At 60.0% G+C, this 16,879-nt stretch carries 12 protein-coding genes; 11 read left to right on the top strand and 1 reads right to left on the bottom strand.

From position 1 onward, the window contains the following. The first annotated feature begins 9 nt into the window (after positions 1-9). The 7 genes from dndC to BLT40_RS09770 all read left to right on the top strand — a co-directional run bounded on the left by dndC (position 10) and on the right by BLT40_RS09770 (position 9,518). Complete coding sequence (dndC, locus tag BLT40_RS09800; RefSeq protein ID WP_090352800.1) at positions 10-1,152, top strand: DNA phosphorothioation system sulfurtransferase DndC; 1,143 nt, start codon at positions 10-12, stop codon at positions 1,150-1,152. Positions 1,153-1,180: 28 nt separating this feature from the next. Next, on the top strand, positions 1,181-1,372 hold the full coding sequence (locus BLT40_RS09795; protein WP_255363985.1) for a DNA modification system-associated small protein: 192 nt from the start codon (positions 1,181-1,183) through the stop codon (positions 1,370-1,372). Further along, on the top strand, positions 1,372-3,453 hold the full coding sequence (gene dndD / locus BLT40_RS09790) for a DNA sulfur modification protein DndD (protein ID WP_090352798.1): 2,082 nt from the start codon (positions 1,372-1,374) through the stop codon (positions 3,451-3,453). Before BLT40_RS09795 ends, dndD begins: the two co-directional genes overlap by 1 nt. After that, complete coding sequence (locus BLT40_RS09785) at positions 3,453-5,000, top strand: DndE family protein (RefSeq protein WP_255363984.1); 1,548 nt, start codon at positions 3,453-3,455, stop codon at positions 4,998-5,000. Before dndD ends, BLT40_RS09785 begins: the two co-directional genes overlap by 1 nt. Positions 5,001-5,417: 417 nt before the next feature. Continuing rightward, positions 5,418-5,906 carry a hypothetical protein gene (locus BLT40_RS09780; protein WP_090352797.1) on the top strand — a complete coding sequence of 163 codons (489 nt, stop codon included), beginning with the start codon at positions 5,418-5,420 and terminating at the stop codon, positions 5,904-5,906. 291 nt (positions 5,907-6,197) lie between these two features. Then, positions 6,198-7,904: a MobA/MobL family protein gene (locus BLT40_RS09775; protein WP_176809140.1), complete on the top strand. Its 1,707-nt coding sequence runs from the start codon at positions 6,198-6,200 to the stop codon at positions 7,902-7,904. Between the two features lie 105 nt (positions 7,905-8,009). Next, complete coding sequence (locus BLT40_RS09770; RefSeq protein WP_090352795.1) at positions 8,010-9,518, top strand: RES family NAD+ phosphorylase; 1,509 nt, start codon at positions 8,010-8,012, stop codon at positions 9,516-9,518. Between the two features lie 52 nt (positions 9,519-9,570). On the opposite strand, the gene BLT40_RS09765 is transcribed toward BLT40_RS09770, so the two are convergent. Further along, positions 9,571-11,115, bottom strand: coding sequence for a site-specific integrase (locus BLT40_RS09765; protein ID WP_090352794.1), 1,545 nt, complete (start codon positions 11,113-11,115; stop codon positions 9,571-9,573). Between the two features lie 541 nt (positions 11,116-11,656). On the opposite strand from BLT40_RS09765, the gene BLT40_RS09760 reads away from it, so the two are divergent. The 4 genes from BLT40_RS09760 to BLT40_RS09745 all read left to right on the top strand — a co-directional run bounded on the left by BLT40_RS09760 (position 11,657) and on the right by BLT40_RS09745 (position 16,806). Further along, positions 11,657-13,303, top strand: coding sequence for a DUF6119 family protein (locus BLT40_RS09760; protein WP_143025865.1), 1,647 nt, complete (start codon positions 11,657-11,659; stop codon positions 13,301-13,303). Between the two features lie 124 nt (positions 13,304-13,427). Further along, positions 13,428-14,990, top strand: a complete 1,563-nt coding sequence (locus BLT40_RS09755; protein ID WP_090352792.1) for a recombinase family protein — start codon at positions 13,428-13,430, stop codon at positions 14,988-14,990. Further along, positions 14,987-15,895, top strand: a complete 909-nt coding sequence (locus tag BLT40_RS09750; protein WP_090352791.1) for a plasmid partitioning protein RepB C-terminal domain-containing protein — start codon at positions 14,987-14,989, stop codon at positions 15,893-15,895. Before BLT40_RS09755 ends, BLT40_RS09750 begins: the two co-directional genes overlap by 4 nt. Beyond that, on the top strand, positions 15,892-16,806 hold the full coding sequence (locus BLT40_RS09745) for a plasmid partitioning protein RepB C-terminal domain-containing protein (protein ID WP_090352790.1): 915 nt from the start codon (positions 15,892-15,894) through the stop codon (positions 16,804-16,806). The genes BLT40_RS09750 and BLT40_RS09745 overlap by 4 nt, the downstream gene beginning before the upstream one ends. The last annotated feature ends 73 nt before the right edge of the window (positions 16,807-16,879 follow it).

Genomic DNA, 16,879 nt, shown 5'->3' with positions numbered 1-16,879 from the left:
AATCATTTCATGAGCCGTCCACGCCCCCAACCAAAAATCGACCCGGCCCTAGTGGCCAAGGTCCAAGACATCCGCGCTGAGATTCGCGCCGAGTATCTGTCCGACCACGAGCACCCCTGGATTGTGGGCTTCTCCGGAGGTAAGGATAGTACGCTGGTGGCGCACTTGGTCTTTGACGTGCTGCTCTCCCTGGCGCCCCACGAGCGACGGCGGGAGGTGCACATTGTCTCCAATGACACTCTGGTTGAAAGCCCCCTCGTCATTTCGCACATCGCGACTTTGCATGCCGAAATCGACCATGCGGCCGACGCTTGGCGCCTTCCCATCCGGGTGGTCACGACCAGGCCCGACGGGGACGCCACCTTCTGGGTCAACCTAATTGGACGGGGCTACCCGCCGCCTAACCGTTCGTTCCGTTGGTGCACCGACCGAATGAAGATTCAGCCGACGAGTCGGTATATCAAGAATCTGGCCGACACCTCGGGGCAGGCCATCCTGCTGCTGGGGGTGCGTCGCTCCGAATCTTCAACTCGCGCAGCCACCGTGGCGCGCTACGACAATGGCGAACGGCTTAACCGCCACAACGATTTGCTCAACTGCATGGTGTTTCGGCCGATAGTAGAGTTGTCGACCGATGAGGTATGGGAGTATCTGGCGTTCAACCCGCCCCCTTGGGGTGGGTCACACCACGCACTTTTCCAGCTTTACATGGACGCGGGTGCTGCCGAATGTCCCACGGTGATGTCGCAAGATGACACTCCCTCTTGCGGGTCGTCCTCATCACGATTTGGGTGCTGGACCTGCACCGTGGTCGACAAGGACAAAAGTTTGGCGGGGTTCGTGGAGGCTGGCTTCGCCGAATTCACGCCCTTAGTAGAGTTCCGTGATTGGTTGGCCAGCATTCGTGATGTGCCGGAGCGGCGTATGGCCCGCCGACGCAACGGCAAGCTGACGATCACGTCGGAGGGCGTCTTCATTCCAGGTCCGTTTACATTGGATACGCGCCGCGAAATTCTCGCGCGGGTGCATGCGATGGAGACAGAAATGGGACGGACGTTGATTGAGGATGCGGAGGTAGCGCGCATCCGTGAGATTTGGGCCGATGACGCCAGCCAGGTGGCCGCGTGGTCAGCGGCGGTGGCAAACGGCTAACAGGGGAGCAACGATGCCAAGGGATGTAGTGACACTGTTTGCCCAAGAAAAGGGCAGCAAGCTCATCAAGAAACATTGCCGGGCGATTGGGTTGCCTTATGGCGACCTGAAGCGCCTGGTCGAAGAAGTCGTCGATAAGAGCACGATGGGTCGTCGTCACGGCCTATGGCAGGCCTTCGACGAGGTGTTGGGTGAGTCTCTGGAGGAGACCGAAGACTAATGTATCTAAAATCCATCACCCTTCGCGATTGGAAAGCCTACGAGACGGCGAAGTTCGACTTTCCGGCGCCGGGCAAGACCAAAAATATTGTGCTGATAGGCGGTCGGAACGGATTTGGCAAAACGACCCTCTTCGAGGCGCTAGCCCTAGGCATCTTCGGGCGCGACGGTTTGCATCTGGTGCAGCGTGCTGGCCGCGCCGCGGATGACCTGGGTCGCGCCCAATCGTTCAAAGAGTTCATCGAGCGCGCGCTGTTCGGCGATGCGCTTGCGCACGGGCGTAACTCGTGCCGTATCGAGTTGGAATTCGTTGACGATGCGGATGAACCCATTTCCATCGAGCGCACCTGGCATTTCACCGACACCGGCAAACTTCGCCCAGGCGACGGCGGCGAGTCCTTGCGCGTTTTCCAAGGAGTGGGCCGTAAAGTAGTTGGCCCTGGCCGCTCGGAGCAGGACCCGGATGGTTGGTATCGCGATTGGATTTCGCGAACCTTCTTGCCGACATCGTTGGCAGCTTTCTTTCTGTTTGACGGCGAACTGGCGTCTGAATACGCCGAACGGGACATGGGCCAGCAGGTGCGCGAAGGCATAGAAGGCCTGCTCGGTTTGAACTGGCTCCGCACCTTGAGTGAAGACCTGCGCACCTATGCGCGCAACAAGCGCACACTTGTGCCCAAGGGTGTTTCGACCGAAGCCATCACCGAATTGGACCATGCCATCGCCGGCATGGAGCAGGACCTTGCTCAGGCACAACAGCGCCATCAGGCAGTCGAAGTGGATTTGCGCGACAGCGAGAGCCTCCGAGATAGCCTCACGCGAGAATTGTCAGGCTACGGCACGGGCACGCGCGCCCAGCTCGAGGAGCTGATTCGCGAACAGGCTGAGCACGAGAAACAATATCAGATGGCTCAAACAGAGCTTGTGGCTAAGTCGGAGATGGACTTGCCGTTAGCCCTGGTTGGTCCCGCACTGCTTGGCAGGACCGGGGAGCGGCTTGAGGCAGAGCGCCGTCGAGAGCAATGGGAGGCAGCGACCTCTCAGCGCGATGAGCGAACGGCTCAAGTCGTTTCGCACCTCGAAGCGCAGCTGCCGACCATCGCGCCGCCTCTGACGCAGGGCCAGGACACCGCTGTTCGCGCTGCGGTTGAGAAAGCCTTGGAGGCGCTGTGGTATCCGCCACCCAAGGATGTTGCCGATGGATTCAATCATCCGCACGCCCGTGGGCCTATGTTTCAGCGAGTTATGGACCGCTTGCATAGCGCGCGCGGTCTTTCGTCGGGCAATTTGCTGACGATTCTCGAGGCGATGGGCAAGCATGCCGCGAAAGTTCGCGAGGTGTCGGCCGAGATTCGCTCCACGGAGGTGGCTGCGCCGCAGTTGAACGAAAAGCGTGCCAAGGTTGTGGAACTCAATGCCAAGGTGGGAGCGCTGCGCGAAGAGCGCGGTCAGCTCGACAACCGCATCGCGTCCCGCAGCGAAGACCTGGAGCAGAAGAAGAAGGAGCGCGGCCGTCTGACGGGCAAGCTAGACATGTCGCTGAAGCCGGCCCAGCTCGCTAGCCGTGCCGAGGAAGTTGCCGAAATGCTGGTGGAACTCAACGCCGAGGCTTGGCCGCTCCAGGCCGAGTCGGTCTCCGAGGAGATGACGCGAGGCATCCAGGCTATGGCGCATCGCAATGACTACCTCAGTCGCGTCGAAATCGATGAAGAGGGCGCTGTGGAGTTGCTGGCACCCGATGGCCGCGATCTTCGGAAGTTCGATTTGTCAGCCGGCGAAAAACAGATCTTCACCCAAGCATTGTTCTCAGCCATCGCCGAAGTGTCGGGCCGTAGTTTTCCCCTGGTCATCGATACGCCGTTGGGTCGTTTGGATGAACACCATCGCCTCAATGTCCTGCGGCACCTGTCCAGCCGCCAGGGCCAGGTCATCCTGATTTCAACTGATACCGAAGTGGTCGGCCCATTTTTGAAGGCCATCAAGCCGAAAATTGCCCGAACCTATCTCATTAAAAATGAGTTGGTGGGCGGCACGGCTCGCAGTTGGGCCGAGGAAGGGTATTTCGAGGGGCAGGAGATTTGATGATGTCGACGGAAACTCAGCATCCCTCGTTGGATTACCTTACCCTGGACACCATTGCCGGCGCGGGCTTTCGTGCCACCGGTGACGTGGACGAATTGGCGCAATATGTCAAAGATAGCCTGGGCTTTGGCGCCTTCAACATTCCCGCGCGGCTGGCAATAGCCCGCTCGTTGGCGGTGGCTGAGACCCCGCCGAAGTTGTCGGGCGATTTGGGCCGGTCTATCAAGGGTGAGACTCTCTTTGGTACCGGCCCGGACCTCGCCAGCTGGATTTCGCTGCTAATTGAACGCCATGGCGGTGCTCCGACATCGCTCAAAGAGTTTCAGGCGCTGGTGAGCGCGCATTGGGCGCGCGGCATGAGCATTCTGGCGGCTGAGCTGAAGGCGGCCGACAATGACTCCGGTGAATTTTGGCGCCGTTTGGCCGAGTCCGCCTTGCCCAAAGGTTCAGCCTCGTCGGGCGGTAGCACCGAGGGTTTCACTGGCACCGTCATGGTCGGAGCCGTCCGAGTCAAGTTGGGCGAGGTGGGTACGGATGTCGCTTCCGGCGAAGAGGTCCATTGGGACCTCAACGCTCCCGGAGGTAGCCCCCACTCTGCCTTCATGGGTGGCGTGGGTAGCGGTAAGACGCGCACGGCCGCCTATGTGTTGCGGTCCATCGCCGAACAATCGGGGGTGCCCCTGCTGGCCTTTGACTTCAAAGGTGATATGGCTGACCGCAACAACGCGCTTGATGCGGCTTTTGCTGCCACTGTGCTCTCCCCACCCAAATCCCCCATTCCGCTCGATGTGTTTGCGCTCAGCGGTACGGGGTCGCACAAAGTGGTCACCACGGCACAACGCCTGCGCGATAGTCTGAGCAACCTGAAGCAGACAAAGTTTGGCGACCAGCAGCGTCGCCGACTGAACGATGCACTGGAAATGGCGCTCAAGCAGTGTCACCCGTGTACCTTGGCCGACATCAGGAGTACGTTAGAGGGCATCTATGCCGACCAGGGCATCAAAGAAGATGGTGCTGTCTCCGCATTGGTCGACCTCTGCCGCCTGCCGCTTTTCGAACCCACGATGTCGCCCGAGGAGTTCTTTTCGCGGTCGTGGATTGTCTCGCTGCCGGCCGACGTGCCCGAATTGGTGCGCGTCGCCGTGGTATCGCTGCTAACAGACTCACTTGAGCGTTACATCAATGCTCTGCCGGATGCGCCCACCGACGATGAGGGCAACCGAGCGCTGCGCGTGATGTGTGTCATCGATGAGGCGCACCGCATTTTGGGGGCGAAGCTGCCAGGATTGCTTAATCTCATTCGTCTAGGACGCTCTAAGGGTGTGGCTGTGATGCTTATCTCGCAAAAGCCAGACGATTTTGAAGGTGAGGACGATGACTTCCTGTCCGAGATGGGGCTCATCACCTGTTTCGGCACCAATGCCAAAGAAAATGCAGTCAAACGCATTTTGGGCGCCGGTGCATCGCTCACCTCCCTAAAGAAGGGCGAGGCCTATGTGAAACAGCGTGGCGACGCGCGAGCCAAAAAAGTCATTTGTTGGAAATAAAGTCACTTCGAGGTCTGGTATGCCAACCCCGCCGAGGAACTACGCCAAGCGTGTGACAAACGAGTTTTACTATTGCAATCACTGCGGCAAAAGGCGAAGCGATGCCGGCGTGGATGGCGACTGGCGTTGTCTTATTTGTGGACGTTCGATTGGAATTTACGGTGGCACGGTTAACTCTCAGAAGGCCTTCGCGCGCAAGCGCGCGAAGGAAATTAGGATTGGTGACCTATTCGTTTTTTCCAACTACTCGGACAGCGAGCCCAACCGCGTGGATGAAATAAGGTACGGGAAGGATGTCACGGAACTTATGCTTAAGAAGCATGGCCGCACAACCGTTTCACCCGACCAGTTCGTGACGTTGCGAGAGGGAGGACGCTGGCCTGACGGAGTTAACCTCGAAACTGTCGCGGATGACGATTGAATCACCTCGAGCAGCTGGTCTCAGAATGGTATGAATTCCGCGGCTACTTCGTGCGCCGCAATGTCCAGGTTGGGCGTCGGGCCAATGGCGGCTACGACTGCGAGCTGGATGTGGTGGCATTTTGCCCGACGCGGCATCACCTCATTCACTTGGAACCGTCGATGGATGCGCACGCCTGGGCGGTGCGCGAAGCGCGCTACGCCAAGAAGTTTGCCGCGGGCCGCGCGCACATCCCGAGCCTGTTTGGCACGATGGTTCTGCCCGAGGCCATCGATCAGGTGGCCGTCTTGGGCTTTGCCAGCAACGCCAACGTCAAATCCGTAGGCGGCGGGCGCATCCAGACCACGGCCGAACTATTGGCGGAGATCACGGAGGCCTTGCGCACCCGTACCATCGCGTCAGCCGCAGTGCCCGAGCAGTTTCCGTTGTTGCGTACGGTGCAGTTTGCTTGGCAACACCGAAAGTTGGCCGGATGGTCGGCCTGAGGTCTCCTGAAGCCTTGAGAACGTTGGACTGCAACATCGCAACTGCAAAAACAAGGGCGCGTCTCAGAGTTGTTCCAACTCGCCGCTCAAAGCCAAAGTCCAAGCCACATCAAGAGCCGCCGACGCCTCAGCGTTGGCGCAAAACATGCCCTTGCGTCTGAAGTTCTTGTGTCAAGGAGACTTGACACAAGCTGGCAAACTGCTTAACTGGGTTGCAGGGCGGGCATGTGCCACCGCCTCACTTTGGGCATGACGCCCAGCCGGCCCACCGGTTCGCACACGGAGATCTCCATGAGCCATGCCCGCCCCCATTTGTCGACGCACGCGCGCGGCAAAGGCCATTCGGCCATTGCAGGCGTTGCATATCGCCTGGGGTTGCGTCTCCTCGACAAACGGACCGGCGAATGGCACGACTACCGCCACAGAGCCTTAGGCGATGAAGTGGTGGCTGCCTTCACGTTGGCGCCAGAGGGCGCCCCCGCCTGGGCGACCGACCCCTTCTTAGTCTGGAACGCCGTTGAAGCCGCCGAGCTGCGTAAAGACAGCCAGGTTGGCCATGATTTTCGCATCCCCATTCCCTTTGGGCTGACTGACAGTCAAGCCGAAGCCATGGCGCGCAGCATGGGCCAGCACATTGTTGCGGACTGGCACACGGTGGTCTCGGTCGGATTGCACCGGGATTCTCCCGTTGACGCCATGGGCCTGCCCAAGCCGCCCGGCAAGCAGGGTTTCCATGCCCATGTCTATTTCCCAACCCGTGCTCTGGCGTTCGACGCAGAAGCGGTGCGTGACCCGGACGAGAGCGGGCAGGGCGGTTCAGACGGATGGGCGTTTGGCGAAAAGCTGCACGCGTTCTCAAAAAAGAAGGCCGCCGCGGTCGTCATCGCGGAGCTAAACGCCCAGTGGGCAGTCCTTGCGAATACGCATGTCGCCGCCCTAGGCGGCGTGCCGGACTTCACACATCTCAGTTACAAACGCCTGGGGCTCGACCGAGTTCCCCAGCTCCGGATGGGTCCGCAAGCGACTGCGTTGGAGCGCAAGGGCATAGCCACGCGCAAGGGCGACGCGCTGCGCGCGCAGTTGAACGTCGAATCGGCCGGTGGTGTGCTCGCCGCGGAGGCTGTGCTGGCGCGTGCACACGAAGCGGAATTGGCGTCGTCCGTCCAGGCCCAGGTATCAATGGCGACCGCCATTGTCCGGCCTGCTCCGGTCGCCGCCGTGGACGCCTGCGCTTCTTCGGACGCATCGCGCACCTGGCTCCATCCGGGCGGCCCCATCGTGTTCCGCCAAGCGCCTGCGCCCGTGGCCAATCCAAAGGGTTTGGCCGAGCGCTTTATGGCCGAGCTGGCCGAAAAACCTGAACTCCTTCAGCCATCGGCAGCGGAACGCACCGGGCTGATTGAGTGGTTGCAACGCATCGAGAAAGCATTGCGCTCGCTGGCGGCCCTTGCGCTACGCCTGGCCGACCTGCGCGAGCGCCGTCAGCGCGACGACACGGCCAGGGCAACCTTTCTTGTTGAGGGCGATGACCGGCGCCGCCGTCGCGCCCAAGCCCGCCAGTCTGTCGCGGACTGGCTGAAGGCGCATCCGTGGCAGGTGCGTCTGTCTCGCATGGTAGGTGGCGTCGACCGTAAGCCCACAGAGCTTGCCGCGCTTGAGGCCACCGTGGCGTCATTCGATGCCGAGGTGCAGCAGTTCAAACGTGGCGCAGCAGACGCTGCGGGTCGCATCGCTACGCTGGATGCGCACATAGCGAGGGCCGAGACCGACCATGACCGCGCCAACGAGACTTTGACCGCCGCGGTCCAATCGGTGACGGCCCTGGAGCCGCTATATGGCCTTGTGCTGCTGAGCGCTGCCGACCCCGACCACGTCGCCCGCGTTACCGCAGTGTTGCCGCCCGCACCTCAACCGTCCGGCGAATCGGGCGTTGCAGTCACCTTGCGCACGCCTTCTGCGGAACTGACAGTGCCAGCTGCTCGCCCTCGACTGATGTGACCATGCGCCAATTGACCACAGCCCGCCGCGCCCGTGCAGCAGGGTCTTGCTTCGAAACGGGGCTGCACTAATCTTTGCGTCGACTCCCAATTTTTTCTAAGCACGATGACCAACGAAGCGGATGACCAGGTTAAGCGGATTTGTGCCGATTGCGTGGGCGAATCGTTTCTATCGAGGCTGATACGTGCAACTGGAACCCCCTCGACCTGCAGCTACTGCGGGTTTCGCCGTCGGAGAAGCTGGGAAATTGATGCACTCGCCGATAAAGTGGAGACGGCGTTTCAGCAGCATTTCGAAAGGACGTCCGACCAGCCAGATGTTTATGAGGAGATGTTGCTACGAGACAAGGAATCTTCTTACAACTGGTATCGCTCAGGAGAGCCCATTGCGGACGCGATTGAGTCGACAGCGGGGGTGCCAGGAGATGCAGCAAAAGACATCGTTGAAATCCTCGCCGAGCGCCATGCTGACTGGGACCGTGACCTGATAGGGGAAGAAACAGACTTTTCGGACGACTCCCATTACCGTGAGCGTACGGACCACGGGTCCATGCTTCGGACAATGTGGTTTCCTTTCGAGCATTCAATTAAGACTCAGGCGCGGTTCTTCAATAGCATCGCCTCGGAATACCTCTCCGATGTTTTCAAGAATCTCGACTCGCTGCGAACGCAGACCGGTCAGCGGGTAATCATCAAAGCTGGTTCCGATTCTTCTCTCAAGAGCTTATTCCGGGCTAGAGTGATTTTCGACCAGTCCTCCCTTGAGAGCGTCCTCGCGCGGCCGGACCACAACCTTGGGCCTCCTCCTTCAAGGCTCGCTACCGCGGGGCGTATGAATGCGCGTGGCGTTGCAGCGTTCTACTCTGCGACGAACCCGGAAACGGCGATAGCCGAAGTGCGCCCGCCAGTTGGAAGTGACGTTGTTGTCGCTCGATTCAAAGTCACGCGTCCACTTCGCATTCTTGACCTTACACGTTTGGAACGCGCGACCGCGACGGGAAGTGTGTTCGACCCAGAGTTCAGCAATCGATTGGAGCGTGTGAGCTTCCTGCAAACATTGAATCACTTGATGACTCGCCCAGTCATGCCCGGCGACGAATCTTTGGAGTACGTAACGACGCAAGCGGTGGCCGATTACCTGGCTACCGCATATAGGCCCGCAATCGACGGCATCGCCTATCGCTCCGCTCAAGTGAAAGTTGGGAAGAACGTGGTGTTATTCAACCATGCAGCGCGGGTCGAGGAACTCGATCTCCCTGAAGGCACAAGCATCGAAGTGAGCTTTGGACATGGCTCGGACGAAGGATGGGAGACAGATTTTGACGTGACCGAGCGAATTCCGCCGCCGGTAGAGGTGAAAGCGAAGGAAACAGACCCTTTCATTTTGTCCTTCGATGATCTCCCTGCACCTCCAGTTCTGCCCGCAGCACCCCCGTACATCATGGATTGGGACCAACGGGTGCCGGCCCTTGCGGTCGATACGGAGACTGTCGTTGTGCACCACATCGACTGGGTGCGCTTCGGCAGTTCGAATGAGAAAGTTGGTCGTCAGAGGGTTGTGTCGAAACCAGACCGCGCTGCTATCGGGAATAGGCCGCGCGGGCTCCACAAGTGAGGCCGGCATCCACATTTCACGGTGTAGTCCTGGCGCTCAGGGTTCGGCTATATCAGGGCGGCGTCAGGGGCCTTGCAGGCGCTGAAGACTCCGAGCACTTGGTCGGCCGCCCGCGCTTTCGAGCCACCGGCTTGCCCGCCTTGCGTTGATTGGTCTCGTGCTCGGCGGCGCTTAAGGCGTGCTTTAAGTAGGCATCGTATTGGCCCGTCTTGTATCTCGGCACAGCGAGGGTAGGAAAGGGCAGGCTTTCGATGGCGGTTTGGCACTCCACTAAGGTGGCACGCGCCACATACGTGCGGGCTCGCACACCTTCCCCGTCGGCGTGCCCGTTCAAGCTGGTCATGATGCTGTCCGGGATGGAGCAGCGGTCGGCCAGCGTGTTGATGGTGTGGCGAAAGCAATGCAGGGTTTTCGTCGGCACATCGATGCCTGCTTCTTGCCGGCGATGTTTAGCGTTGAACCACTGCGTCATGGCGCGGCCTGGGCCATCGCCGGACCAATTGAGCCCAGGAAACAGGTGGACAGCCTCTAGCCTGTCCAAATCTTCCAAATAGTCTTGAAAGCCTAGCTTGAGCAGCATCGAATGGACGGGGATGAGCCGTTGTGCGTAAGGTGTTTTGAGGCGCTGATTCTTCCGATGGGGAGTCACTTCGAAGCAGAGAATGGCGTGCTCAACTCCTTTCGTGTCGCGCACCCGTTCAACCCGGACATCTTTTCGGAACAACTGACAAATCTCGTTGACGCGCATACCCGTCAGCATCGCGATGAGCGGCACCCAGAATTTGTGCGGCCGGTCGCACGCGGCAATGCGCTTGGTCGAAAACAGAGCCTTGATATCCTCCTCCGTGAACGGCTCTTTTTTTCGCGGCATCAGCTCGCGATACCGAGACATTTGGATGAACCGAAACGGGTTTTGGGTCAGCAGTCCTGCTTCGATGCACCACGCAAAAAAGGCATTGATGGCTTTGATGTGTTTGGCCTGCGTGCTGCGCTGAATGGTAGGCAGTTCCAGTTCTTCCGTGCGCTTCACAATGGCCGCAGGCGACATGTGCGCGAAGTCTGCATGGTTGTGCCGATACGCGGGCCACTGGGATAGGGTGTCGGCGAACATCTCAGCGTCGGCGGCGGTAACGGCCGTTACCGGCTTGTCGCCAATGATTTGTTCGAGCAGTCCAAGAATGTATCGCCGCTCACGAACGGACGAGCGGTTCTTCAATCCGCCGCGGTCCATGTTGCTCAGATGCATAGTGGTCAGGCGCGAAAGGGATGCGTCGTCATCGATGGCTACTTCGGGCACGGCCGCCGCAGCGACCGGCGCAGCCGCTGGTTTCACCAACGCGGCCCGTGGCGGTGCCGAGTTCACCACAGCAGCGAGGGAGGGAGCAGTAGTCGCTGGCGCAGCGCTAACCGTGGGCTGGGGAGGCACCCCAGTCATCGGTGCGCTGGACTCTGCGAAGAGTCCCAGCCGTGCCATCAGTTCGACGACCAGTTCATGGCCGCGCTCGCAGTTCGGAGACAGGCGGACGCCCGAAGGGGTGGCTACGACATCGTAGAGGTGCTCCTGCACCGGCGATGTGCCGCCATACTCGCTAAACATTGAAACTCCGTGGCAATTCAGGGAGTGTCCTTCTAGGGCAGACTGCCCGGCTGTCAATGGCGCAAAAGCGGAAAGAATGATGCGTTTGGCATCCGTATTTGCGTAATCACTGACGCGACCACCCGCATTCGATGAGCAACCGAGAAACTGTGACGTGCGTTGCTGCGATTGCTCGCCCAAGCCGTTGACATGCCTTGCTTAAACGGTAGGTTGAGGCTTATCTCTCACGCGAGTCACGCCATGTGCCCGCCACGCCTCAATTTTTCTGCTTCGGTTTTTTCCCTTTAGCAGGCAAGGCGAAATAGCAGAGTCCTAAAGAGTGTTCTCTAAAGGTTGCGCAACCTGCAGCAACGTCTGACGTTTCCGCTCGCGAGACTCAATCGGGGACCCTGCAACAACTACCCCGGAGCATCCGATAAATTTGCCGATAACGCGCATCGATTGCGGGCGCTGCTGTTGCGGCATGTATTACATGTAATCAGCGCAGCTGTCAGGGGCTACGCGGGATGCTGCCCGTGTGCACAGTCTGCGGGGGAGCGGCGTGAACACTTATACCATCTACTTGATGCGCGACTCCGTGCAGTCGGCCAAGGATGCTGTCATCGACGGTGCAGAAACACACACCATTGCTGACGGCATGTCCCAATACGGCGTGTTGTTCGTCAAGCCTACCTATGCGGATTCTCCGAAATGGGCAGACCTCTTCGCGCCCTATGTTGAGAAGGAGAGGCTGGGTAAGGTTCAATCCTCGTCCTCAGTGTTCATGGTATGCGTCAACGAACGCTGGTTTGCCATCACCTTCGGCCAAGGCCGCTTCTTGCTCCATCCCGACCGCTACGAAGAGCGATTTGGGCTGATTGTAACCATCAACTCCATTGCTCCGGATGCCTTGCGCAGCGTTGACAAGCGGCGGTTCGTCGACGACCAAAACAGCCGAGTCCAGACCAACCAAGCGAGCGCCGTATTGAGCTTCGGCGTGGACATCGAGCGAGACCTCATCCGCGGACTAGTCGGGCAACCGTTGGACGAGGATTTGGGGCGGCGCATGGCGGGAGCAGACGCATTGACCGTGGTGACCACGGCGAACATCGCGGACCTGCCAGGGCTGCTGTGCCGCTACCTCCAGCAATTTGGCTCAAAGGCATATCAGGAGAATTTCCCCTGGGTCGACCAGGTGCGTCAGCTCGATGCCCGCGGGCACCAGGCTACCGAATTGGACAACGCATTGGTTGAGAAGCTTTCGAAGGCGTGGGCGGCGGGAGCCGAGGTCGACGACTGCTGGATGGCGATGCCTGACATCGTGGATTGGGCCACCGTTGATGGGTTTAAGTTCAATCTATCTAAACGTGCTGGAGTGTTACCCGACCTCCGGCTCGCAGACGCCATGCGTGCGTTCGCGGGAGAGGTGCCTTCCCTTGAGTTTTTGCGTTCGCATTATGCGTTCGCTGTCGACGCGGACGAGCGTGCTCTCGAGCGCTGGCCGCTCTACCGGTGCCTGCACTGCGAGTTGAAATCCGACGAGGGTTCATTTGTCCTCTCTGCCGGTCGCTGGTTCCGCGTTGACACGAACTTCGTGCAATCTGTCGACGCTGCTGTGGCGCAAATCCCTGCTTATGAGAAGGCCTTCCCGGTCTACCGGCACAAGAATGAAGGCGACTACAACGAGGAGGTCGCCGAAGCCGACCCCGCGCGGTGGGCCCTCATGGACCAGAAGCTTCTCCACGTGGGAGGTGTCCACGGCCGCATCGAGTTCTGCGACCTTTACGGACAAGGCGAGTTGATTCACGTCAAGCGATACGGCAGTTCAGCTGTGCTTGGGCATTGCTTCAATCAAGGTTTGGTATCCGGCGAGTTGCTGCACTCCAGCGAGGCCTACTTCGATTTGGCGAATGAAAAGCTCGCAGACGCACACCAACTGTGTTGTGAAGGTGCCTCTACAAAGGTGCCGAGGACGCTGGCAGATTACCGGGTAGTCTTCGCCATCATCGATGCCCGAGAGAGGCCGGGCGTGCGGCTGCCATTCTTTGCGAAGGTTGTGTTGAAGACCGTGACCGCCCGGTTGCTGGAGCGCGGCTTCAAGAGCGTTAGTCTGGCTAAGATTGATGCTGACGCCCAAGAAGCTGTAGTTGAGCGCTTGCCCTACCGCCCGCCTCGGAGGCGGCGGTCTAGCGCGCGGCTCGGTCAATAGCATGGGGCTTCTTCGCAATGCGAGGTCATCGGATGAACAACTGCCAAATTGAGACCTGTATCACACAGTGAGTCCTGACTCGGCGTAGCTTCGGCAGCTCAAGTTGCAGCAGTTGAGGTGCCTTATGGCACCCGCGTCATTCAGCAGTGCCGCCGAAGATCCGCCGACCGTTAGCGCGGCCGAGTATGTCCGCATGTCGACGGACCACCAAAAATATTCTACGGCCAACCAGGCCGCGGCCATCCGCGAGTATGCCGCGCAACACGGCATGACCATCGTTCGGTCGTATGAGGACGAGGGCAAGAGTGGGCTGGAGATTGGCCGCCGACTTGGCCTTCAGGCTCTCCTTGCCGATGTCCAAGCCGGCCGCGTCGACTTCGAGGTCATTCTGGTGTTCGATGTGAGCCGGTGGGGCCGGTTCCAGAATTCGGACGAAGCGGCCCACTACGAGTACCTATGCACCAAGGCTGGCGTGCGAGTGGTGTATTGCGCGGAGCCGTTTGAAAACGACGGCAGTCCGTTGGCCACCATTGTGAAAGGCGTAAAAAGGTCAATGGCCGCTGAGTACAGCCGCGAGCTATCGGCCAAAGTGTTCGCCGGGCAGTGCCGGCTCGTGCAGATGGGGTTTCACCAGGGTGGGTCCGCTGGAATCGGGCTGCGCCGTGCCCTGGTCAACGAGCGGCGAGAGTTCAAAGATATCCTGACGCGAGGCCAGCACAAGAGCATCCAAACCGACCGCGTGGTGCTCGTAGCCGGGCCGCCGGATGAGGTCGCGGTGGTACACCGGATTTACGAGGCCTTCTTGCGCGAAGACAAATCCGAGAAGGTCATCGCGGACGAGTTGAATGCGGAGGGTCTAAACACCGATTGGGACCGCCCGTGGACCCGTGGCACCGTGCATCAGGTGCTCACGAATGAGAAGTACCTGGGCAACAATGTGTATGCGCGAACATCGGGCAAGCTTAAAAAACCTTCGACCAAGAACCCGCCCGAGCGCTGGGTGCGGTGCGATGGAGCCTTCGAAGGGCTCGTGTCGCCGGCCGCGTTCCTCCGCGTCCGGGAAATCATCGCCGAGCGGTCGGTGCGCCTCGATGATGCTCAGATGCTGGACTTGCTGCGGCGGCTCTTGGACCGCGTCGGCATGCTATCGGGGCTCGTCATCGACGAGCAGGAAGACATGCCATCCAGCACGGCCTATCGCGCGCGGTTCTCGGGCCTTGTTCGCGCGTATGCGCTCATCGGCTATGACTCCGGGCGCGACTACGAATATCTCGAGGTTAACCGGCGTCTGCGTCAGTGGCGGCCGCACTTGGTCGACGACGTTGTTGCCGCCTTGATTGACCACGGCGGAACGACGCGTCGCGACCCGAACACGGACCTTATCAAGGTCAACGACGAATGGACCGCCTCGGTGGTGGTCTCGCGAAGCTCCATCACGCCTAGTGGCAGCTTGCGGTGGCATGTGCGGTTTGACACGAGCCTGCGCCCCGACTTGACCGTTGCCGTGCGCATGGACGAGCAAAACGAAGCGGCACGGGACTACTACCTGATTCCGCGCCTGGATACGGCCGCGTGGCCCCAGCACCTGACCTATGAGAATTCGCCCTTCATCGACGGCTATTGCTTTGAAGACCTGAGCATCCTGAGCGCCTTAGCTGCTCGGGTGCGGTTACGGGAGGTTGCATGAGCGCGGACATCAGTTCCATCTCGGATGCACCGACGGTCGAGCACATCTTGATTCGACACATCCATGTGCTGAACCCGCGCAGCCGCAGCAAGCGCTTGCAGCGCGAACTCATCGAAAACATCCAGCGCGTGGGCCTCAAGCGCCCCGTCACGGTCGCCCGTCATCAGGGTCTGGACCGCGTCGAGCCGTATGACCTGGTGTGCGGGCAGGGCCGGCTTGAGGCGCTGACGGCCTTGGGGCATACCACGGTCCCCGCCATGGTGGTCAATGCGTCTGAGGAGGACTGCCTGGTCATGAGCCTGGTCGAGAATGTCGCGCGGAGGCAGCACCATGGTATCGACTTCATGCGTGAAGTCGGGCGGCTGCGTGAGCGCGGGCATTCTGACCAGCACATTGCCGACATCATCGGGGTCAGCTCGGCCTGGGTGAACATGATTGGCAATCTGCTGGACAAAGGCGAAGAAAAGCTCTTGGCGGCGGTGGAGGGTGACTTTATTCCGCTGAGTATGGCCACCGACATTGCCCGCAGCAGCTCCGGCGAGATTCAGACCATGCTGGCGGACGCGTACGAACAGGGTTTTCGGGGAAAGAAGCTGTCTCGTCTACGGCGGCTGCTTGAGACCCGGGCGCGCCGCAGCCCGAAACTCCGGGTGAATAAGCCGGGCGGCCCCCGCGAACGCAAGCCGATGTCCGCGGCAGACATCCGTCGACTGTTCGAGAAAGAGGCCGAGCGGCAGCGACTGGTGGTGAAGAAAGCGGCTTTTGTAAGCGAGCGCTTGGTGTTCGCGACGCATGCCATCAAAGAGCTGCTCGACAACCCTGATTTTGTGGCACTGCTGTCGACGGAAAAGATGGATTCGTTGCCCAAAATTCTGGTTGAACGCATCAACGGAGTGGCCTCATGAACCAAGTCACGGGAAGGGGAGAGGAGCCGATTGCGGTCCGGACGGCATTTGCCGAAGCATGTGTGCGAGTTGCACTCGCCAACATTCTGCCGTTGAAAGTCGTGCGGCCGAGCATCAAGGACACGCTGAAGTATCAGCAAATCTTGGCGTCCATCGAAGAAATCGGACTGGTCGAGGCGCCGGTGGTCACCCGGGCCCCCAAACAACCTGGACAGTTTTACCTGGTCGACGGTCACCTGCGGCTGGTCGCGATTCGTGACCTGGGGTGGGCCGAGGTGGATTGCCTCGTGTCGTCCGACGACGACACCTACACGTACAACAAGCGGGTAAGTCGGCTGTCAGCAGTTCAAGACCACCGCATGATTGTGAGAGCAATGGAGCGCGGGGTGTCCGCGGAGCGCTTGGCCAAGTCGCTGGCCCTGTCGCCGGAGACCATCCGGCAAAAGTTTCGGCTGCTCAATGGCGTGTGCGAGGACGCCGTGGTGCTGTTGGCCGACAGTCCCTGCCCAGGCACGGTATTCGGCATCCTGCGGCAAATGAAGCCAGTTCGGCAGATCGAGGCGGCCGAGCTGATGGTGGGCAACCGGAACTACACCGTCCAATTTGCCAACGCCATGCTTGCCGCGACCCCTCCAGCCATGCTGGCGGCCGAAACGAAGTCGGGCAGTCAGAATGCGGCCACCGCAGGAAGCATTGCGCGCATTGAGCGCGAGCTGGCAGCGCTGCAACTCCAAACCAGCGCTGTCGAAGATTCCTATGGTCCCGATGTGCTGCATCTGACCGTCATCAAGGGCCACCTTGCAAAATGGCTGAGCAACGCTGCCGTGCTACGGTGGCTTGCAAAACACCGACCCGAGTACCTCAAAGAGTTCCAACGCATCGCGGATACGGAAGACATCGCGACAGCTTGAAACCGCAACTCAGAGTTCCAAAATTGGCCAGGTCGAGCGACATGAAAAAGCCCGCAGAGGGGGCTGCGGGCTT

Source organism: Dyella sp. 333MFSha (genome assembly GCF_900102405.1).
Classification (GTDB): domain Bacteria; phylum Pseudomonadota; class Gammaproteobacteria; order Xanthomonadales; family Rhodanobacteraceae; genus Luteibacter; species Luteibacter mycovicinus.
The sequence above is the reverse complement of the archived record's forward strand: the minus strand, read 5'-3'. Positions and strand labels throughout refer to the sequence as shown.